Raw genomic sequence first — 19,931 nt, forward strand, 5'->3', positions numbered from 1 at the left:
AACTCGTATTATACAAGTTTTCTAACTATTTTGCATATGTAATTTTAACGAGAATTTACAAAAACCGCGTCAGCATTACGTTTGCATAACAAAAGATAGTCCAAAAGACCTAGTATGTAATTCGGGGTTTTGGGTAGTGATTTGTACTTTTGCATGCTTTTGCATGAAAATCTAACTAGTGCCATGTATCTAAAAGTATGTAGTGCTTTAAAGTGAATAACCTATGCATGAAACATAATTTTCTAATAAATTACTTTTGTGTAATTAACTATAAGTTATTGTTCTTATCGTTTACATTTTTTATACTTATGAATGACAAACAAAGACGGGGGTTCCAATGAAATCATTATTAAAACGTTCTATAGTACTAATCGTAGTTGCTTTACTTGCTGCAGTCATCACTTCTATCCTATCCGATGATGGTTTTTCTTTCCAGGGTGCATCTGATATTTTATTTATGATATCACTCGCGATGCTATTGATCGGTGCTGCACTTCATGTCATACAAACTGGATTTTTTGATGGCATTGTTTATTCCTTCAAGAGGTTTTTAAGAACAACAACGAAACATCAAATGATTGAAGAGGACAATTCAGAGATTTCATATAAGCTAGAATATGATAATCCCATTACGTACCCGATATTGATTGCAGGTGGTTTTTGGATGATCATCACCATCATTATCGCTGTGATTATCACAAGTAGTTGAATTGTTGCATGAGTAGGTATCGTTAAGATATACTTACTGTACGAATAGGATACGGAAAACCGCTATGACAAAGAGTAGTACATTCAGCCGTGATTTATAGAGAGCCTGTGGATGGTGTAAACAGGCATCACACTGTTTGGAATGGACTTTCGAGCACCTTTACTGAATGGTTCAGTAGGTAAAGGCGTGAGCATTCACGTTATCACCAGGTTTAATGATTAAACCAACAAGTGATCCATTAATATGGATAAGCAGGGTGGCACCACGGTCCATTCGTCCCTAGCAATAAGGGATGAATGGGCCTTTTTTGTATTCTATCGATAAAGAACTTTTTTGGAGGGAAAACAATGAGCGTTATTTTTTCAGGTATACAACCGAGTGGAACATTAACAATTGGAAACTATCTTGGAGCAATGAAGCATTTCACAGAGTTGCAAGAAGATAACGAATGTTACTTTTGTGTCGTTAACCAGCATGCGATTACAGTACCACAGGAAAAGAAAGCTTTAAAAACAAACACGAAAAGCTTGGCAGCTCTCTACCTAGCATCTGGAATCGATCCAGAAAAATCTACCTTGTTCATTCAATCTGAAGTGCCAGCGCACGCGCAGTTAGGCTGGATGTTACAATGCGTCTCTTATATAGGAGAACTAGAGAGAATGACGCAATTTAAAGATAAATCGTCTGGAAAAGATGCAGTTAGTGCAGGTCTACTCACGTATCCTCCACTTATGGCTGCTGACATTTTGCTTTATGGAACAGAGATCGTACCGGTTGGGGACGATCAAAAGCAGCATATCGAGCTCACACGAAATCTCGCTGAACGATTTAACCGCAAATATAACGATATCTTTGCAATGCCAGAACCACGCATTCCAAAAGTTGGCGCACGGATCATGTCTCTTCAAGACCCAACGAGAAAGATGAGCAAATCTGACGAAAATAAGAATGCATTCATCTCTATGTTGGATGAACCGAATACAATCATTAAGAAAATCAAGCGCGCTGTGACTGATTCTGATGGTGTCGTTCGATTCGATAAAGAAAATAAACCAGCCATTTCGAACTTGCTGACCATCTACTCCCTATGTTCTGGAAAATCGATCGAAGAAATTGAAACAATGTATGAAGGTAAAGGATACGGAGATTTCAAAGCAGAACTTGGTGAAGTCGTCGCCGAAACACTACGTCCGATCCAAGAACGCTACAACGACTTGATCAACTCAGAAGAACTGGATAACATCCTCGACCTCGGAGCTAAAAAAGCAAACCGCAAAGCAAATAAAATGCTAGCAAAAGCGGAAAGAGCGATGGGATTAGAAAGAAAGCGGAGGTAGGCGGTTAGGCCCGACAAGCGCTGGAAGGATTATAGATGAACACGCTTTTTGTGTTCAACTATAATTCTGAAGCGACTCGAGGGCCTGCCTACTGCAGCTAGACTTGAAAAGCGAAGGTGAGCGTTTAGAAACGGCGATATTGGAAGCATTTCAATTGAACACGCTTTTTGTGTTCGGTTGAAATGGTGAAATATCAGAGTTTCTGCGAGCTGCAGCTAGACATGAAAGGCGGAGGTGGCCGGATAGGCTCGACAAGCGCTGGAACCATCGCGAATGAACACGCTTTTTGTGTTCAATCGTAATGGTGAAGCGACTCGAGAGCCTGACCACCGCAGCTAGACAAGAAAGTCGAAAGTAGGCTGGCGTCTAGGAACGTTTAAGCCGCTCAGAATTCCTTTTCGCAGATATATTCTCATTTTCGCGGATAAGTAGTACAATATCGCGGATAAATCCTAATTTCCGCAGATATCTAGAACCTTTTCGCGGATATCCATCATCTAGCAACTTGAATAGCCCTCTCCAATACCCGGAGAGGGCTATTTTATTGTCCAAAATTCAATTTTATTAGCTAAATTCCTAATTTATTGTCCAAAACAGCTAGTTTATTAGCCAAAGTCTCATTTTATTGTCTAATAAGAGTAATACTAATTTCTACCCATACACCTCAGCATATCGAAACACAAAAAAGACTGCCTCCCTGGCAGCCTTCTTCTTAATTCACATGTGTACCCTTCTCAAGCTCCCATATCTTTTCAAAATAGGGTTGGCCTTTGATAATTCGTTCGCAGATCTGTTCATGCTTAGGGGACCAGCCTGCTTTTACTTCACGATAAAGCCCTTCCCAGGCCTCGTCCATTTCCATATGTTGAATCGCCATGTATTTCTTTGGCTGGCATTCTGTTAACCAGTATCTGATTTCTGCTGAATTTCCAGTTGTGTAAAGCTGATCGAGTGCCATGAATAACAGCTGCTTAAGCTGACGTTCTTTCCTGGTCAATCCTCTCATGACATCAGGACCTGGTGATAGAATGTGATGCTCTTTCACTGGGTTTTCTGCTGTAAACGGATAGATCGTTGCTTCTACGTCCGCTACCATTTCGTAGACGGCTTTTTCTTGTCTTGGAATGACTCTGCTTTTTCGGATCGGGATTTTATATCCAAGCGTGTCAATGATGATTACGCCTCTTCCGTCAGTTGCAAGAAAACAATATTCTAATGGAGATCGCTCGTTATTTTTACGAATGTAGCTCTTCTGAAATACGTCACTAAGTAGACTTTCAGGAAGCTCTGCTAGGTCGTTCTCGATGTAGTGATATAAAAGTGATTCTACTTTAATGACTGGGACTTGATCTAATAACTCAATAAAGTCGTCTTTTCTCCATTCGTGAAAATCACAAACGTTATATCCGTTTTCTTCACCTTCAAACCAATTCACCCACACATCTCGCAAATATAACATTCGGTTACCCCTCACTTCGCTACTGTTTGTAAAATCAGTATAGTCAGGAGTAAGTCAAAATATTCCATGATGAGCATATTCTTAAGAAAAGAGTTTTATGACAAAGAAATACCCCCGGTTTCCCGGAGGTATCTTGTTTATTTTACAAATTTCTTGAAGATCAATGTTGCATTGTGTCCACCGAATCCAAGGGAGTTATTTAAGATCGCTTGTACATCTGATTTGCGCGCTTTATTCGGCACATAATCGAGATCACAGTCTGGATCTGGTGTTTCATAATTGATTGTTGGAGGCAGAACGCCTTCTTCAATTGCCTTCGCACAGAAAATACTTTCTACTGCACCAGCAGCTCCTAATAAGTGGCCCGTCATAGACTTCGTAGAGCTTACTGCTAGCTTGTAAGCATGATCTCCAAACACCGATTTGATCGCTGCTGTTTCATACTTATCGTTATATTCCGTACTTGTACCGTGTGCGTTGATGTAGTCGATGTCTTCTGGCTTTAAGCCAGCATCTTCTATCGCTTGCTTCATCGATCTAGCACCGCCTTCACCTTCTGGTGCAGGTTGTGTGACGTGATAAGCATCTCCAGTAGAACCGTATCCAACGATTTCACCGTAGATTTTTGCACCACGAGCTTCAGCAGATTCTAGGCTTTCGATTACGAGAATTCCGGCACCTTCTCCGATAACGAAGCCGTTACGGTTCGCATCGAAAGGTCTGCTTGCTGAGCTAGGATCTGGGTTCGTTGATAAAGCCTTCATCGAACTGAAACCTGCAACGCTCATGTTCGTGATCGGTGCTTCAGATCCACCCGTGATCATGACATCTGCATCACCACGCTGAATGACTTTAAACGCATCTCCGATGGAGTTCGTTCCGGAGGCACATGCTGTCACAGTACATGAATTGATGCCTTTAGCGCCAAGCATGATCGATACTTGTCCTGAAGCCATATCAGGAATCATCATCGGAACAAAGAATGGGCTGACGCGACGTGCACCTTTACTCATGAACGTACGGAACTGAGACTCGTATGTCTCCATTCCACCGATTCCTGAACCGATCCAAACGCCAACACGTTCAGCATTTTCGTCAGTGATCTTAAAGTTTGCATCTTCAACTGCCATTTGAGAAGCAGCTACAGCAAACTGTGTAAAACGGTCCATCTTTCTTGCTTCTTTTCTGTCCATGAACTGTTCTGGATCGAATTCAAGTGCTTCTGCTGAAACTTTCGCAGGAAATTCATTCACGTCTAAACGTTGTAAAGGGTTCACACCAGATACACCGTTTAAAACGTTAGTCCACGTTTCTGAAACAGAATTTCCTAAAGGTGAAATCGTTCCTAAACCAGTTATTACAACTCTTCTATTCATTTCAAACAACTCTCCTTTTCCAAAACTACAAGTTCACTTACTTACCTAATTTAAGTGCTACAGCACCCCAGGTCAATCCTCCGCCGAATCCAACGAGAACGACGATATCATCATCTTTTACACGACCTTCTTGAATCGCTTCAGAAAGTGCGATCGGAATTGTTGAAGAAGACGTGTTTCCATATTTCTTCACCGTCGTCGCCATGTTTTCCTCTGGTAATTCAAGCTTCTGACGAGCAGCTTCCATGATTCTGATGTTTGCCTGGTGCGGAATGAGGTAATCGACGTCTGCTTTTGTGAGACCTGCTTTGTCAATGACGTTAACTGCAGATTGTCCCATTTGCCTTACAGCAAACTTAAATACTTCTCTTCCGTTCATCTCCATAAATCCTTGTGGTTCTTGATATAAGTACTTTGAACCTGAACCATCTGAACCTAATTCAAAGGATAGAATTCCTCTTCCTTCAGAAACAGGACCGATTACGGCAGCTCCTGCACCATCACCGAATAGGACAGCCGTATTACGGTCTTCCCAGTTCGTGATTTTCGAAAGCTTTTCTACACCTACAACTAAGATATTCTTATATGTGTCATTATTAATAAATTGAGACGCTGTAATCATACCATACATAAATCCTGCACACGCAGCACTCACATCCATCGCTGCAGCTTTCGTTGCTCCTAGCTTATCTTGCAGGAGGCAGCCTACAGAAGGGAATGGAAAATCTGGTGTTACGGTAGCGACTAGAATAAGATCGAGATCTTCAGCTTTTATATTTGCATCTTCTAGAGCTTTAATAGATGCTTCATAAGCCATATCAGATGTACTCGTATTATCATCAGCAATTCTTCGCTCTTCGATCCCTGTTCTCGTGCGAATCCATTCGTCTGATGTGTCCACCATCTTTTCTAGATCATGGTTCGTTAAAATACGTTCTGGTACATAATGGCCAATACCCATTAAACCTGCATTCATATTAATTGCTCCTTTATAGGAAATTTTCTAACCTGGATTACCACCAATCTTTAGTATCTGGTACTAATTTTAATTGAAACTCACCGATTTGTCTACACTATTGCTCGACCGTTTCAACACCAATCATGAGTTGCTACATAAAATAAACATAACGAATGAGTGAAGGAGGTCTATGGATGTATAATCCGTATCAACAGCCGTATCAACATCAGTACTACCCTCAACAGCAAGCTCCCTACCAGTCGTTTCAACAACCTATGGCTCCAGGATACCAACCATACTATTCCCAGCAATCTCCTGCCCCTCAACATTTTTCTGGGTATCCCGGAAGCTCGCCATATCCTAGTCAACCTGGTTACCATAGTCAATTTGGATATCAAGGGCCACCCGGTTATCATGGACACCCCGGCTTCCCTGGAGCACCGCCTTACCCTGGATATCCTGGAGGGCCTGGAGGATTTTTAAATAAGTATAAGAAACCTAATGGAAATTATGATATGCCTAAGATGATTAATTCTGCCAACCAGGTGATGAACACCTTCAAACAAGTTAGTCCGATGGTAAAACAGATGGGTTCTCTCATGAATTTATTTATTAAATAATGGAAAAGACGTGAATCATCACGTCTTTTCATGTTATTTAGAGTACAACAGCAAGCTTCCCACTGTAACGACTAAAAGGACACCGGAAATGACCATTAGACCAAAACTTCCTATTAAGATCCCCAATAATAGTCCAATCAGCGGGATGAACCAGATCCAGTAAGATTTCTTGGTCATTTCGCTCTCTCCCTTATTCCTGTGCGTCCTGCTTTCCTAGCTCGTATGCATCTTCCATCGCTTTTAAGAATAGTTCGAGCAGCGGTTGCATCTTTTCTAGATCTAACTCGATATCTTGTTCGCTAAGAGACTGCTTCGCCTCTGGAAAATACTTCATTGCAATCTGCATAAATCTCATGTTTTGTTCCAATACATTCACCCCTATTATTCTTTCGCCTCATTAGGCTCGTTTCTATTATAACGACAAATAGGGTGTATTGAAATGCTCCCATTGTTCTCGCTGCCCCGAAACCATCTTAAGTACCATTGCAGCCTGTCCTCTATGGTAGGCTTCGTGATCGATGAGGTGGCTGATCACCCATTCGGGAGAATAAGCATGGACCTCACCGTTTATTTCAACCGGAGGGCCAGGCTTCCGGTAGTCGACATCCGATAAATTGTTATAAAATTTACGGCTCATCTCTCTCACTTCTGCGAGTCTTGCTAGAAACCAGGATAGCTCCTTATCCTCTGGTGCTGTAATCACCTGTTCTTCTTTAAAGTAAAACCGTTCCTTCTCATCCTTTGTTACTTCCTCACCCATCAGAGCATTCTTAACCCACCATAGTTCGATCTGTGCGATGTGAAGCAGGTAGCCAGCCACTGTTGGGAACTTTGAATAATGGTAATGAAGCTCTTGATCTTCAATTTTACTAACCATATAAAGCAATTTCTCTCTCGTTTCTTTCAGAGCCTTCATACCGTGTGAAGAATCATGAACATCATAATTTCCTAGCGTTTTTTCCAACATATCGATCGCCCCTTCCTACTCATTCAAGCTGCTGTGAATAATAATCAGGATAAAGCTGCTGTAATTTCATAAAGTGATTGCGCTGCTCTTCTAGCCCTTTTTCAATCGGGGTAAGTTTTGTGAACGAGAGCTTCTTGACACTTTCCTTATTCGACACAGTACAGGTTAATACTGAGCCTTTACGTACATCCACTTTATCTCCTATTAACCATTCGACTCCTTTTTGCCATTCTCCTTCTCTTCCACTAGACAGATTGAATGTTTCAGAGCGTTTCTTCCTCTCAGCTGCTTTCACTAGGGCTTCACATACGTCTTTTACATAAAGGGCGTCAAAATGAAACCTTTCTCCTTCTAACAAAAACGAGTTCGTCAGTGCACCTGTTTGCAAATAATGTTGGAAAACATGGCGATCACGTTGCCATGGGCCATATACAAGAGGCAATCGTATCTTCTTTACGATCGTGGTTTCATCAGAGCAATCAAGGACGACTTCTTCAGCTGCCTTTAACTTTCCGATTACGGTAGATGGATTCAAAGGTGTGCGTTCTGTAATCCTCCCATAGCGTCTCCCGAATACTTCAAACGAAGACGTGTAGATCAGCCGCTTTCCAGAACACGCAGAGAGCAGTTTTTTTGTTATCAACGTACCTTCTTCAAGAACTCGAGCAGATCGCTGCCCTTCAATATTAGAAGGAACACTCAGATGAAATACCGCATCGCATTCACTCACTAACGAATCGAGCGAAGCGTCGTCGATTCGTTCGTCTACAAACGTATAGTTTGCGTTTCTAGCGAAAAAAAGCTCTTTCTCGCTGTATTCAACTTTACGACTGTCGTCGACCTTTCCATCGACTGCCACAACTTCGATTCCTTCATCTAACAGTAATTCGCTCAAGTGAAACCCAATGAATCCAAGTGCACCGGTAATAAGCACTTTCTTCATATTCCTCATCCTCCAAACCTGAATAATTGACACAATCAGAACGCAGTCTAAGAAAACCAACTTAAAACGGAAGGAAAATGGACTATGGACCTTCACAATGGGAAACCATTTTGGCCAACATTACAACAGCATAAAACACTCTTTCCTAAGCTAAAATCTTCTACCTCATGTGATGTGTTGATCATCGGTGGCGGTATTGCAGGTACCATCATGGCTCGCATGCTTTCAGACTATCAATTGAAGACAGTGTTACTTGAAAAAGATGAAATCGGCTCTGGTAGTACTGCTGCTAACACAGGTTTATTGCAATTTTCGAATGATGAGTTTCTTGTTGACCTTATCGACTCCATCGGAGAAGAGAAAGCCGTTTATTTTTATAAACTTTGCTTAAAGGCCCTTGATGAACTCGATAAGTACCATTCCTACTTACCATCGCCTGCAGATTTCAATCGGGTGGACAGCCTTTACTATGCGAGTTCTGATCGACATGCTAAAAAACTTAAAAATGAGTTCGAAGCGTTACAAAAACACGGATTTGCGGCGGATTTTTTAGATCAACGAGCGATTGAGAGTCTATATTCCTTTCGTGCTCCATGTGGCATCTATACGAAAAATGAAGTGGAGGTCAACCCGTATAAATTTGCTCATGCTCTTGCAGCCCATTCACATGATCTAGGTGTTGATCTTTACGAACACACGGAAGTGTTATCACATAGATTTACTGACAACGAGCTTTATTTTGAGACAGAATATGGACAGGTCAAAGCGAAACACGTTATCTATGCAACAGGTTATGCAACTCAAGAGTTTGCAAAAACAAAAGGCGCTCTACTTGAGCGCACTTATACAATTGCGACTGAACCTATTGAAAGCTTTGATGGTTGGCACAATCGTTCTTTAATATGGGAAACCAATCGTCCTTACTACTACTTACGCACCACAGCAGACAGAAGAATTCTGATTGGAGGTCTCGATACCTCATTCAATAAGGAGGATATGCTCGAAACGACTAGTACGAAGTTGCTAGATAAGCTTCATTCGATGTTTCCAAACATCCAGACTTCGATCGCCTATGAATGGAGCTCCGTCTTTGCCTCTAGTAAAGATGGATTGCCATTTATTGGACAACACCCAAAATACAAGGGCGTGTATTTCATGCTAGGATACGGAGGCAATGGGACCGTTTATAATATGGTGGCGGCTGACATCTTGAAGGACCTTATTCTGTACAACTACCACCCTGCGATGATGATCACTTCATTAAAACGGTAAGGTTAAAGACTACTTTCTTCCGACTGAAAAAACTGAACGATCTTTCTACCCAATGATTGATAACTATCACTTAACAATGTTAGTTGTATTGGAGAGCCAGCAGTTTCTTGCAACTGCTCATACTTTCTGATCTGTTCGAGCGAGTAGGGACTTTTGATAGAATGATGCCATATCTTAACTGGACAACGAGCGATCGCAATTTCTTTCCCATCTAGAGTTTCTAATACATCTTCACGCTCGACTCCATATGCAAGACCGATTTCTTTTATCAATCGTTTATAAAACAATTTGTGCTTCTGTTCTTGCAAAATGAGATCTTTCACATTTAAACACGGATTCAAGTAAGCAGCTGAACGAATACGGCTGCTTTTATTATGTTGAAAGGCGTTTGCTGCAAGCACTCCCATTCCTTCAGCTAAAATATGAATTTTCCCATTCAAAATTTCCTGTTTATGAACGAGCTTATAAATCCGCTCTGCTAATCTAACAGCTTTATCTGAACCCCAGTGGCGCCGATATAAATTGCTCGTATAAACGGTATAGCCTGCATTCAGGAGTTCTTCAACGATACTCGCTCTTGTATAGTTTTGAAGCCAAAAACTTGTATCGGCATCAACAAAATGTGAGACGTCTCCGAAAATGAACACGCCGAATCCGTTAGGCTTTTCAGGGACAAGAACGATCGTCCACTCCCCGTCTAATCGATAGACTCGTTTACGAATACACATACTCTCCCCTCGCCCTTTTACATCTTTCTGTATACACTATGCAGGATAAGCTTAGAAGAAAGGGAGATGTGCCTATTTTATAGTCTTTTTCTATGGAGTGAACCACTATTTTCAAACGATGCCCCCTTACAACATCGTATGCCAACCCGAATCGATTCATGATAGAGCTTATTATTACAACAAAAAGGGTAAAAGGTTTGTGGTGGTGATAATATGAAAAAATCAACAACATTAGTATTTTTTGCTGCATATGGATTATTTAGCCTTTCGGGGTTTCTGTTTCCTTACGACGCAGATTGGTACACCAGTCTTGCGAAACCTGAATGGACACCAAACGGAGCATTGATCGGTGGAATATGGGCAGTATTATTCGGTCTTATTTCCCTTTCCGTTGCTATCGTTTATCAGACGAACGGGTTTGGAAGACCAAATAGTGAATACCTTTCCCTCTTATCGATAAACTATTTATTGAACCAAGCGTTCAGCTTCTTTCAATTTCAACAGCATCAGCTGTTCACATCATTTCTCGATGCATTGTTTTTAGCATTAACGTCCCTAGCTCTGATTTTTCTTGCCGGTAGACAGAACAAGCTTGCAGGCTGGCTACTCGTTCCGTATTTCTTATGGACGAGCTTTGCAACCTATCTTTCATGGATTATTTATGTCATGAATCGTTAAAATTGATAGGTGTCGAAAGCCTGTCTTTATGGTATGATGTTCGGTAGAATACGTTTACAAATGGGGTGAAATACTGTGCGCTATATCTGGGCAATTATTTGGGGATTCCTGCTTAGCAACATGATCTTCTACGTACTTGCATCCATGCAGGGCGGCCAATTCAATTTTGCGGCTGCAATTATCTTTGGGCTTATTATCTCAGCAGCTTCGATCGTTTTAGGTGATGGACTCATCACTGATTCAGCTGAACAATAGAAACAAGCGCCTGCCTGGCGCTTGTTTTTTTAGTGGTGTGGTTTTGGCTCACGTGCCCACTTACGATTTTGATTCGAACATTGAGGGAAAGCCTCACCAGCTTTGAGTTCAATCTGTTTAGGGTCTTTTACCATCGTTCCGGTCTCACCTATTTCAATATATACCCCATTGTTCGGAGCTTTTTGCCCTGGCGTATATTGACGATTTTCTCCACCCATCTGACAGCCTCCTTCCTCTTATTCACACCGCCCCCTTTAACAGCATTCAACACCGAATAGTTTTTTATGTAGAAACAAGGTCTTTACAAAACTGGAAAGCCTGGTGTTTAATGGATACATGTGTCAGATAGACGTTTAATTATTGGAGGAAAGAAATCATGGAATTGTGGGTACTTCTAAAGTACGCATTACTTGGACTGCTTCAAGGATTCACGGAACCGATTCCAATCTCTTCGAGCGGTCACTTAGTTATTGCAAAAGAATATTTCAACTTAGAAACAAAGGGGTTAAGCTTTGAGGTTCTTATGAACTTCGCTTCTCTCATCGCAGTACTGATCATTTACCGACGTGACCTTATAAGGTTAACCACGAATGGCTTGAGTTACATGACGTCAAAGAACAAAGCCGCGAAAGACGACTTTATGTTCATCGTGTACTTGGTCATCGGTACGATTCCTGCTGCTGTACTCGGAATTCTGTTTGGTGACTTGATCGGTGAAAACTTAAGTCATTACAAAACGGTTGGCGTCACTCTCTTGATTACAGGTGTTGCGCTCTGGTTAATTAGAAACCTTCGTGGTGGAAAAGGCGATCAAGATCTTAACTTGAAGGATGCACTCATCGTTGGTTTCGCTCAAGCAATCGCACTTATTCCTGGAATCAGCCGCTCTGGAGCAACGATCGTTGCCGCAATGGGTGTTGGGATGAAGCAAGAGACTGCATTACGTTTCTCATTCTTGTTGTTCATTCCGGTTAGTGTAGGAACGATGGTCTTTGGTATCGGTGACATTCTAGCCGACCAGCGTCTACGTTTAGATGATCTGCTCATACCGTATATCGTCGCTTTCCTGCTTTCCTTAATCGCTTCTTATTTCTCCTTAAAATGGTTCATGAATATCATGGCAAGAGGAAACCTCATTTATTTTGCGATCTACTGTTTTATTGCAGGTGCACTTGTACTTATATTCTAAAATAAAAAAACACCCAATTCGGGTGTTTTTTTTATTATCCTCCGCTAACTGGAGGAATAAATGCGATGACGTCATTCTTCTCCATTAAACGGTTCTCTTCTTCTTCATATTCCTCGTTGACCGCTGTCATTGTATGGTCAAGTGCTAAAGCAGGGTATTTCTCCTCTAAATAGGTCTTAACAGCGTGGATGTTCATCCCTTCACCATCAAACTCCAATTGATCTTTTCCCACTTTTTCTCGTTGATCTGCAAAAAACAATACCTTAATCATGCCGTTCCTCCTCTGGTCGACCGTTTGGATAAGAGGTTTGTTCGAGTTGATCACCGATCCACTCTTCCCCATCAACCCAGTATTCTTTCTTCCAAATAGGTACGATTTCTTTTATACGCTCAATCGCATACCGACTCGCTTCATAACTTTCTGCTCTATGTGGAGAAGCGACGGCGATGACGACGGCTATATCGCTAATCGCAAGCTTACCTGTTCGGTGGACGATCGATGTTTTTACTCCAGGCCATCGATCAGAAATTTCACTCCCTATTCTACAAAGCTGCTTCTCTGCCATAGATGGATAAGCTTCATATTGTAAGGAGACAGTCTGTTTTTGACCAGTAAACTCACGAACAGTTCCAATAAACGTATTCACAGCACCTGACTCAGGGTGAATGACGCTTGAAACAACTTCATTAACGTCGATTTCTTGAGATGTGATTTTATAATACTCCATTTTGTAACTCCTCTAGTAAATGATCGATGCATTTATTGATATCTTGCACGTGATAGCTTTGAGTGTTAGGTAATTGCGACCCCTGTGTGACAATAGCTTTTATCATAGAACCAACGAGCAATCCATCATCACGATGGTCTCTTAGCATCACGACGCGTGGAAAGTGATGGCGTTTGTATCCTTCGATCATAATGAGGTCGAGCTCAAAAGAAGAATAAACGGATATGATTTTTTCAAGCTCCCACTCCTTTTCGTTCATAGCATTGATCGACAAAAGCCCATCTCCACTTACACCTGTTACAACTGCTCCTGCATGTCGGTGTCGGCCGGTGTCCTTTTTACGATCATATACGTCCGGCTTTCCATGACCGTGGTGTTTGATGACGCCTATCTTTAGCCCTCGGTTCTTTGCTTCTTTAATGAAGGTTTCAATAAAAAGCGTTTTACCACTGTTTTGGTACCCAACGACTTGTAAAATCGCAGCACTCATGAGTGGCTGGATCCTCCCTCACGAAGATGGAGGATTTCGACTACATCTCCTGCTTTAAACCCTCGTGTCCCACCAGGGAGAACGGTAAGCGCGTTTGCTTCAGCAAGCGATGTGACGCTACCGGATTTATCTAAACCGGTTGGTTTCACATGGACGGTTCCTTCTACTTCTTCTGTTTTACTGCGAACAAACCTTGTAAAAGGGTTCGGTTTAGGGAAATCCTTTTGTAGCACTGCTTTGCTTCTTAGACGGTATGGTGTATTCGAAAGAAGTGCTCGCTTAAGAATCGGTCTTACGAACAGTTCGAATCCAACGAAACAAGCTGAAGGATTTCCAGAAAGTCCGAATAAAATTTTCCCGTTCCACTCGGCAACCGTCGTTACGCTGCCGGGTCTCATGCCTACTTTATTAAAGAGAACCGTCGCTCCTAACTTCTCATAGATAGCCGGTAAATAATCATAGTCCCCTACAGATACTCCGCCTGTTGTTATAAGAATATCAACTTCTTCAAGAACTCTCTTCACGGAAGAGAAACATTTCTCAAAGTCATCTTCTAGCACCCCATAATATGTTGGTAGCCCGCCTGCAGCTTTGGTCTGTCCTTCGACCATCGGGGCGTTGCTGTTTCTGATTTTTCCAGGCTGTAATGCTTCATTCGGATCAAGGAGCTCAGTACCCGTTGCATAAATCCCTACTTCAGGCTTTTTTACTACCGGTACGTCTGCATAACCGAACGTAGCGAGTAGTGCTTTAACACCAGGAGATATGACTGTTCCACGTTCTAAAAGTACTTCTCCCTTCGATGCATCTTCACCTTGTTTAGATATGTTATCGCCTTTGTTAACGTTTCGCTTTATGTAAATGTACGGGGCATCTTCACGAACGAGTTCGAACATGATCACTGCTGTAGCACCGTTCGGTATCGGTGCACCCGTCATGATTCGAATTGCTTCGCCACGATTAAGAGTTTTCTTCGCAACTGTTCCTGCACCGATCTCTTCGACCACTTTTAATCGAACAGGATTTTCCTGACTCGCTTCATTGGTATCCTCAGCTCGAATGGCAAAACCATCGTAGGGAGAGCGATCGAACGGAGGCACATCATGATCTGCCTTTAAATCAACACCTAGATGCCTTGCGTCACTCTCAGAAAGGGGGACCGTCTCAATTTGACTTTCGTAAGATAAAGCCATGACTTTTTCTATGGCATCTTGTACTGGTAGTGGTTTTCTTCTTTCAACCATCTTGATCTCCACTCCTTTATTATCAATTGATTTCATTGTAACAAAGAACTCATCCATCCATTGGAATAAACGTTGAATGATTGCCAATCGAACTGAATAGAGTGATAGTGATGCTACTTATATGTGAATGGAAAGGAGTGATGAATATGCCTGAGAGCCACTATATGGTTAAGCCCGGCGATACGTTGTTGTCGATTGCTGATTCTCATAATCGGCCCGTGAGTGAAATTAAAGAACGTAACGGACTTCCTTCGAACATCATTTACGTCGGACAGATGCTCCGGATTCCTACAGATTCTACGCCGTATGAAGTCCAAAGAGGAGACACACTTTTAACAATTGCCGATCGATTCAGCGTCCCTGTCGACGAAATCAAGCAAGAAAACCAACTACGAACCAATATTATTTATGTTGGTCAGCAGCTTGACATTCCTGAAGGACGCAGCCGCTCATACCGATTGGATTATACGGTGAAAGCTGGAGATAGCCTCTACCAGATTGCGAACGAATACAATACGACGGTGAAAAGTCTCCTTACATTAAATAACCTTGAAGCGGATTCATTGACCATTGGCCAAAAGTTGAAGATTCCTATGTATACCGAAGTTGTTACACGAACTGATCGTGCAAATGTAAGAACGGGACCTGGGAAAGGGTATAACGTCATTACTCAAATGCGTTCTGGCGCAAGACTTGCTGTTAACGGGATTCGTGACAATTGGTACAAAGTTGAGCTTTATGATGGGACGGAAGGTTGGATTTCTGATGGTGTCGTTGAGTTTAAAGTGTATGGCGATGATAAGCCAGTCTCTCGTATCATAGGCTATTATACACTTGAAGAAGGTCCTCAGCTTCCTTCTTCTTATAAATCGTTTGTGTCTCATCGGCCTTCCCTATCTCAACTCGCGCTGTTTCTGTTTCGAATCAGTCAGGAAAACCCAACGAAGATAGAAAAGTTTGGTAAGTTCACAGATAAAGAAATCGCTAAACTCGTGCAGCTCGCTCATGAGCAAAACATTAAGATCATGCCCGTCGTTCATAATCTTCTATATAAAAAGGGAGATACTGAACCGAGTAAAAAAGTGGTTCAGAAGCTCGTTTCCAGCGAAGAAAATAGAAGAGCTTTTGCGCTAAATCTCGTAAAGCTTGTGGAAAAATATAACTTTGATGGTGTTGACATCGATATTGAAGATGTGTACATCGAAGACTCAGAAAAGCTTTCACTTCTTTATAAAACGATCGGAGAGGAGATGAATAAGAAAGGCTACTTCTTCTCAGCGAGCGTACCTTCACGCGCATCTGACGAACCTGCAAATCCATTCTCTGACCCGTTTGATTATGCGGAGATCGGAAGTGCTGTTGACCAATTTATCGTTATGCTCTATAACGAATTCGGATGGCCAGGAAGTCCTGCTGGACCTGCGGTAACTGCAGGATGGATGGATAAAGTGATGAAGTATGCGAAAACGAGAATTCCTCCTGAAAAACTCGTGGCTGCAGTTTCTGTATTTGGATTTGACTTTAATCTTGATAAAGATAAAAGCACTTATGTAACGTATGATATGGCAATGAAATTAAAGAAGAAATATAATGCAGAATTAAAGTTTGATGAGGAGCGTAAAACGCCTTACTTCACATATACGGACGATGAAGGGAATAAGCATGAGGTGTGGTTTGAAAACGAAGAAAGCATCAGGGCGAAGATTAATCTCGCAGACCAACTCGGCATTCAAGGAGTAGCGCTTTGGAGACTCGGCATGGAGGATCCGGCGATGTGGACGATGGTCAGCGATGAAGTCGTTGTAGAAAGAACTGAATAAATAAAGGAAGAGGGTGAGCCCTCTTCCTTCTTCATGTTATCACGTAATGCCAAGTGCAATCTTAGCATAACGGGACATTTTGTCTTTTGTCCAAGGTGGATTCCACACGATATCAACCTCTGCGTCATTCACTTCTTCAACATCTGAAAGACAACGTTTTACGTCGTTGACAATCGTACCTGCTAGTGGGCATCCCATTGCAGTCAACGTCATCGTAACGTGCGCATTGCCTTCTTCATCTAAATCTACATCGTAGACGAGACCTAGATTTACAATATCGATTCCAAGCTCAGGGTCGATTACGTTCTCAAGAGCTTCGAGCAATTTATCTTTCGTTGCTTGATCTGCCATCTTCATTCTCCTTTCATACGTCATCCACATACTATTATAACAAACTGAGTTTTAACTTAAACCGAAAAGCACTTATTGCTACAAATGAGTTTTAAACCACTCCACTAATTCGAGCACAGCTTCGCGCGAAACTTTATGACCAGAAGTTTCATCTTTTACAAACTTTAAGTTTTGCTCGTTGCCCTCGTAATGCGTTTTAATTTGATGATAGAAATCATACGTAAGGGTGTAAGGCACTACTTTGTCCACTGTACTATGCCACATCAATAGAGGGCGACCACGCAATGTTTCTTCTTTTAGAGAAAGATCATATTCTTGCAGTCCTTCGATCTGTCTCTTCATCTCTTCTTCAGAAATCGGGAGACTGAACCCTTCTTCTTTCAAATAATGTATCTGTGCATTTGCTAACTTAAAATAAGAAGGTGACCCCATCAATGAAACAGCTGCTTTAATCCAGGAGTACTGTGTCAAAGCACCAAAGGTAAGGATTCCTCCCATGGATGTGCCTGACATACCGATTCTCTCTTCTTGTACGAGGTTTCGGCTAATTAGATGCTGCCTTATGTAATCGAGTTCATTCAAACTCTGAATGACAATATCCCAAAATACATACTGCCTCTTTTCTTCTGAGAGGTTTTTTTCACGTTCTCCGTGATGGACAGCATCAGGAAGAACGACCCTGAACCCTTCCTCAGCTAACAAGTATGCAATGTGGAGATTGTGTTCCTTTGCACTTGTAAAACCGTGCTGAAACATCACAAGAGGCAGCTTCTCTTTAGAGAGATTCGCATCGACTATATGTAACACTGGGATATTTTCCATCAACTCATTTTGTATCGTAATCATGTACATAGCCCCTTTATCGTTTATCTCTATTAATCCTACCATTCAAGGAAAGTATTAGTAAATTTTTTGCTCCATTTTCAAAAAAAAACACGCAGGCATTTGCCTGCATGTTCAATCTTATTTATTGAGTTGCTTTTCGTTGCTCTCTTCTACCGATTTCATGTTTTCAAGTTTGTTGTAGTACTGCGTAGGAAACTGGGACCCTTCATAAACCATCTTGCTATCTCCACTATCGTATGCTTTATCTGGAGGCGTTGGATTTCCTGCTTTTTCAACAGGAAGACCATCACTGAATTTTTTGGATACTTGATGGCGAATATCTTTGGCTTTCGTTTTCAACTTTGCTCTCTTCTCCTTATCTTTCAATAAGTAAGAAGAAATGCCGATTGTACTAGCTGCTGCAATACTTGAAAGAAGTAACGTTTGTTTTTTCGTCATAATCGACTGCACCTCCAATAAAATGTTAATAATGGTTTACCCTCGTAATTCTATTCTCAAACAGGCATACCCTTCTTTTTAATTTATTGTAAATTTTGTAATATAGTTAGACACTTGTTTTGGAGCGATGTACAATATTCAGTATAGCCAGAAAGGCTTAAACTAAAGACACTTTTCAAAGGAGCTTCTATGACAACAAAACCGCATCTTATCGCCATTGATCTTGATGGAACGTTGTTAAACGGAGAGAAAAACATTTCTGAACGCTCAAAAGCGGCGATCCGCGAAGCACGAAACCAGGGACATCATGTTGCCATAGCAACGGGAAGACCGTATCGAGCTAGCGCCCGCTATTACGATGAGCTTTCACTCGATAGCCCGATGATTAACTTTAATGGTGCATTTGTTCATCACCCGCTCGATTCATCATTCGGTACGTACCACACACCGCTTGATCTCAAGACTGCGCATTCGATCGTTTCTTCTTGCAATGAAATAAAGGTGAAAAATATTATGGCAGAAGTAATCGACGATGTATATCTTCATCAGCATGATGATCAAATCATTCAAAATATGATAATGAATGAGTCCTCCATCGTTACTGGAGAGATTCTTAAGAACTTAAATCATGATCCAACGTCTCTTCTGATTCTGCCTCATGATGAGCAGCTCACACAGCTTAGAGAAACGTTACACACTCATCATGCAGAAGCAATTGAGCATCGTGTTTGGGGAGCACCGTGGAACGTGATCGAAATCGTACGCATAGGACTTAACAAAGCGGTTGGCCTAAAGCGACTTGCCGAACACTTCAATGTCCCTCAAGAGCGCGTTATCGCATTCGGTGATGAAGATAACGATCTTGAGATGATCGAATATGCCGGGACAGGTGTTGCCATGGGCAATGCAATCGATCAACTTAAAAATATTGCGAATGAAATCACCGTAACAAATGAAGAAGACGGAATCGCGGTCTATCTAGAAGAACGTCTTAACTTATCTTCACAACGTACAGGACAGCTTTTATAAAAGCTGTCTTTTTTTATGCTCTATATCAAGAAATCACGCAGGTGATGACTGCATAATTACTACAAAAAGGACTCATCCTAGTGACAAAGGGAGGGATTTCTTTTGGGTAAGAACAGCAAACAAAAGCAAAGAATGGCAAGAGCAGGAGCAGATCGAGCGGTTGCACATGACGACCCGCGTGATCTGACGAGCATGAGCAGTCAGGAACGTAAAAAGGTAGAACAAGAACGTCTATCGGGTGGTGAGTAAATGGGCAACCGATACTTTCAACTTGCTAGAGAAGCCGTTGAAAACGCTGAGCAGCTTGCATCAAGCGGTCAACAAGGTCTCCAGCAGCAAATCGAAGTAGCCAAAAACAATTTATCTGCTGCTTTCCATCAATCGACATCAGCAGAGAAAGAACAGCTTACTGCATACCAACAAACCATTCAAGAACTTAGTCAAGAATCTTCCAACAAACCCTTTTAAAAGCAAAAAGAACCCGGCTGCTGCCG

General features: G+C 41.7%; 27 protein-coding genes and 1 other annotated feature. Of the genes, 11 read left to right on the forward strand and 16 right to left on the reverse strand.

Annotated elements, in window-relative coordinates; all coding sequences use genetic code 11:
• Positions 1–337 precede the first annotated feature (337 nt).
• Together ACXADT_RS16215 and trpS are read left to right on the forward strand one after the other, a co-directional pair.
• Positions 338–709 (forward strand): DUF3899 domain-containing protein, encoded by a 372-nt coding sequence (locus ACXADT_RS16215; RefSeq protein ID WP_474831907.1) that lies wholly within the window; start codon positions 338–340, stop codon positions 707–709.
• A 55-nt stretch (positions 710–764) separates the two neighbouring features.
• Positions 765–993 (forward strand) — a binding site (T-box leader).
• A 63-nt stretch (positions 994–1,056) separates the two neighbouring features.
• Positions 1,057–2,046, forward strand: coding sequence for a tryptophan--tRNA ligase (gene trpS, locus ACXADT_RS16220; RefSeq protein WP_474831909.1), 990 nt, complete (start codon positions 1,057–1,059; stop codon positions 2,044–2,046).
• Between the two features lie 712 nt (positions 2,047–2,758).
• Here trpS and ACXADT_RS16225 read toward each other — a convergent pair.
• From ACXADT_RS16225 to ACXADT_RS16235, 3 genes are all read right to left on the reverse strand, one after another.
• Positions 2,759–3,505, reverse strand: coding sequence for a DUF3603 family protein (locus ACXADT_RS16225; RefSeq protein WP_474831910.1), 747 nt, complete (start codon positions 3,503–3,505; stop codon positions 2,759–2,761).
• Between the two features lie 137 nt (positions 3,506–3,642).
• Positions 3,643–4,881, reverse strand: a complete 1,239-nt coding sequence (fabF, locus tag ACXADT_RS16230) for a beta-ketoacyl-ACP synthase II (protein WP_270181628.1) — start codon at positions 4,879–4,881, stop codon at positions 3,643–3,645.
• Positions 4,882–4,918: 37 nt separating this feature from the next.
• Positions 4,919–5,857, reverse strand: a complete 939-nt coding sequence (locus ACXADT_RS16235) for a beta-ketoacyl-ACP synthase III (protein WP_270181627.1) — start codon at positions 5,855–5,857, stop codon at positions 4,919–4,921.
• Positions 5,858–6,033: 176 nt separating this feature from the next.
• Between ACXADT_RS16235 and ACXADT_RS16240 the strand changes: the two genes are divergently transcribed.
• Positions 6,034–6,459: a YppG family protein gene (locus ACXADT_RS16240; RefSeq protein ID WP_270181626.1), complete on the forward strand. Its 426-nt coding sequence runs from the start codon at positions 6,034–6,036 to the stop codon at positions 6,457–6,459.
• 33 nt (positions 6,460–6,492) lie between these two features.
• On the opposite strand, the gene ACXADT_RS16245 is transcribed toward ACXADT_RS16240, so the two are convergent.
• From ACXADT_RS16245 to ACXADT_RS16260, 4 genes are read right to left on the reverse strand one after another with little or no spacing between them, the layout of a single operon-like run.
• Positions 6,493–6,636 carry a hypothetical protein gene (locus ACXADT_RS16245; RefSeq protein ID WP_270181625.1) on the reverse strand — a complete coding sequence of 48 codons (144 nt, stop codon included), beginning with the start codon at positions 6,634–6,636 and terminating at the stop codon, positions 6,493–6,495.
• Between the two features lie 13 nt (positions 6,637–6,649).
• A complete protein-coding gene (locus ACXADT_RS16250) occupies positions 6,650–6,814 on the reverse strand; it encodes a ComZ family protein (RefSeq protein WP_270182044.1) in 165 nt (54 codons plus the stop codon).
• Positions 6,815–6,871: 57 nt separating this feature from the next.
• Positions 6,872–7,426 carry a DinB family protein gene (locus ACXADT_RS16255; RefSeq protein WP_474831912.1) on the reverse strand — a complete coding sequence of 185 codons (555 nt, stop codon included), beginning with the start codon at positions 7,424–7,426 and terminating at the stop codon, positions 6,872–6,874.
• A gap of 19 nt (positions 7,427–7,445) precedes the next feature.
• Positions 7,446–8,369 carry an NAD-dependent epimerase/dehydratase family protein gene (locus ACXADT_RS16260; protein WP_474831913.1) on the reverse strand — a complete coding sequence of 308 codons (924 nt, stop codon included), beginning with the start codon at positions 8,367–8,369 and terminating at the stop codon, positions 7,446–7,448.
• An 84-nt stretch (positions 8,370–8,453) separates the two neighbouring features.
• Here ACXADT_RS16260 and ACXADT_RS16265 point away from each other — a divergent pair, with 84 nt between their 5' ends.
• Positions 8,454–9,641: an NAD(P)/FAD-dependent oxidoreductase gene (locus ACXADT_RS16265; RefSeq protein WP_474831915.1), complete on the forward strand. Its 1,188-nt coding sequence runs from the start codon at positions 8,454–8,456 to the stop codon at positions 9,639–9,641.
• A 2-nt stretch (positions 9,642–9,643) separates the two neighbouring features.
• On the opposite strand, the gene ACXADT_RS16270 is transcribed toward ACXADT_RS16265, so the two are convergent.
• Complete coding sequence (locus ACXADT_RS16270; RefSeq protein ID WP_474812388.1) at positions 9,644–10,369, reverse strand: hypothetical protein; 726 nt, start codon at positions 10,367–10,369, stop codon at positions 9,644–9,646.
• A gap of 213 nt (positions 10,370–10,582) precedes the next feature.
• On the opposite strand from ACXADT_RS16270, the gene ACXADT_RS16275 reads away from it, so the two are divergent.
• Positions 10,583–11,047: a TspO/MBR family protein gene (locus ACXADT_RS16275; protein ID WP_474831916.1), complete on the forward strand. Its 465-nt coding sequence runs from the start codon at positions 10,583–10,585 to the stop codon at positions 11,045–11,047.
• Positions 11,048–11,122: 75 nt separating this feature from the next.
• Complete coding sequence (locus ACXADT_RS16280) at positions 11,123–11,302, forward strand: YjzD family protein (RefSeq protein ID WP_270181619.1); 180 nt, start codon at positions 11,123–11,125, stop codon at positions 11,300–11,302.
• Between the two features lie 29 nt (positions 11,303–11,331).
• Here ACXADT_RS16280 and ACXADT_RS16285 read toward each other — a convergent pair whose 3' ends face one another.
• The gene (locus ACXADT_RS16285; protein WP_270181618.1) at positions 11,332–11,520 is read right to left on the reverse strand and encodes a YjzC family protein; all 189 of its coding nucleotides are present in this window, start codon (positions 11,518–11,520) and stop codon (positions 11,332–11,334) included.
• A 158-nt stretch (positions 11,521–11,678) separates the two neighbouring features.
• Here ACXADT_RS16285 and ACXADT_RS16290 point away from each other — a divergent pair, with 158 nt between their 5' ends.
• Positions 11,679–12,491 (forward strand): undecaprenyl-diphosphate phosphatase, encoded by an 813-nt coding sequence (locus ACXADT_RS16290; RefSeq protein ID WP_270181617.1) that lies wholly within the window; start codon positions 11,679–11,681, stop codon positions 12,489–12,491.
• A gap of 34 nt (positions 12,492–12,525) precedes the next feature.
• Here the strand turns inward: ACXADT_RS16290 and moaD are convergent, their stop codons facing one another.
• From moaD to ACXADT_RS16310, 4 genes are read right to left on the reverse strand one after another with little or no spacing between them, the layout of a single operon-like run.
• Positions 12,526–12,762 (reverse strand): molybdopterin converting factor subunit 1, encoded by a 237-nt coding sequence (gene moaD, locus ACXADT_RS16295; RefSeq protein WP_474831918.1) that lies wholly within the window; start codon positions 12,760–12,762, stop codon positions 12,526–12,528.
• A complete protein-coding gene (locus tag ACXADT_RS16300; RefSeq protein WP_270181615.1) occupies positions 12,755–13,219 on the reverse strand; it encodes a molybdenum cofactor biosynthesis protein MoaE in 465 nt (154 codons plus the stop codon). The genes moaD and ACXADT_RS16300 overlap by 8 nt, the downstream gene beginning before the upstream one ends.
• Positions 13,206–13,709: a molybdopterin-guanine dinucleotide biosynthesis protein B gene (mobB, locus tag ACXADT_RS16305; protein WP_270181614.1), complete on the reverse strand. Its 504-nt coding sequence runs from the start codon at positions 13,707–13,709 to the stop codon at positions 13,206–13,208. Before mobB ends, ACXADT_RS16300 begins: the two co-directional genes overlap by 14 nt.
• Positions 13,706–14,953, reverse strand: a complete 1,248-nt coding sequence (locus tag ACXADT_RS16310; protein ID WP_474834561.1) for a molybdopterin molybdotransferase MoeA — start codon at positions 14,951–14,953, stop codon at positions 13,706–13,708. Before ACXADT_RS16310 ends, mobB begins: the two co-directional genes overlap by 4 nt.
• A gap of 146 nt (positions 14,954–15,099) precedes the next feature.
• Between ACXADT_RS16310 and ACXADT_RS16315 the strand changes: the two genes are divergently transcribed.
• Complete coding sequence (locus ACXADT_RS16315; protein ID WP_270181613.1) at positions 15,100–16,773, forward strand: LysM peptidoglycan-binding domain-containing protein; 1,674 nt, start codon at positions 15,100–15,102, stop codon at positions 16,771–16,773.
• A gap of 39 nt (positions 16,774–16,812) precedes the next feature.
• Here the strand turns inward: ACXADT_RS16315 and ACXADT_RS16320 are convergent, their stop codons facing one another.
• The 3 genes from ACXADT_RS16320 to ACXADT_RS16330 all read right to left on the reverse strand — a co-directional run bounded on the left by ACXADT_RS16320 (position 16,813) and on the right by ACXADT_RS16330 (position 18,408).
• Positions 16,813–17,124, reverse strand: coding sequence for a metal-sulfur cluster assembly factor (locus ACXADT_RS16320; protein WP_270181612.1), 312 nt, complete (start codon positions 17,122–17,124; stop codon positions 16,813–16,815).
• Positions 17,125–17,202: 78 nt separating this feature from the next.
• Positions 17,203–17,970 carry an alpha/beta fold hydrolase gene (locus tag ACXADT_RS16325; protein ID WP_270182042.1) on the reverse strand — a complete coding sequence of 256 codons (768 nt, stop codon included), beginning with the start codon at positions 17,968–17,970 and terminating at the stop codon, positions 17,203–17,205.
• 117 nt (positions 17,971–18,087) lie between these two features.
• Positions 18,088–18,408, reverse strand: a complete 321-nt coding sequence (locus ACXADT_RS16330; RefSeq protein WP_270181611.1) for a hypothetical protein — start codon at positions 18,406–18,408, stop codon at positions 18,088–18,090.
• 189 nt (positions 18,409–18,597) lie between these two features.
• Here ACXADT_RS16330 and ACXADT_RS16335 point away from each other — a divergent pair, with 189 nt between their 5' ends.
• From ACXADT_RS16335 to ACXADT_RS16345, 3 genes are all read left to right on the forward strand, one after another.
• The gene (locus tag ACXADT_RS16335) at positions 18,598–19,437 is read left to right on the forward strand and encodes a Cof-type HAD-IIB family hydrolase (protein WP_474831920.1); all 840 of its coding nucleotides are present in this window, start codon (positions 18,598–18,600) and stop codon (positions 19,435–19,437) included.
• A 102-nt stretch (positions 19,438–19,539) separates the two neighbouring features.
• On the forward strand, positions 19,540–19,686 hold the full coding sequence (locus tag ACXADT_RS16340) for a hypothetical protein (protein WP_270181609.1): 147 nt from the start codon (positions 19,540–19,542) through the stop codon (positions 19,684–19,686).
• The gene (locus ACXADT_RS16345) at positions 19,687–19,905 is read left to right on the forward strand and encodes a DUF3813 domain-containing protein (RefSeq protein WP_270181608.1); all 219 of its coding nucleotides are present in this window, start codon (positions 19,687–19,689) and stop codon (positions 19,903–19,905) included. It begins immediately after the preceding gene.
• The last annotated feature ends 26 nt before the right edge of the window (positions 19,906–19,931 follow it).

The organism is Anaerobacillus sp. ABR4_321 (assembly GCF_056158505.1).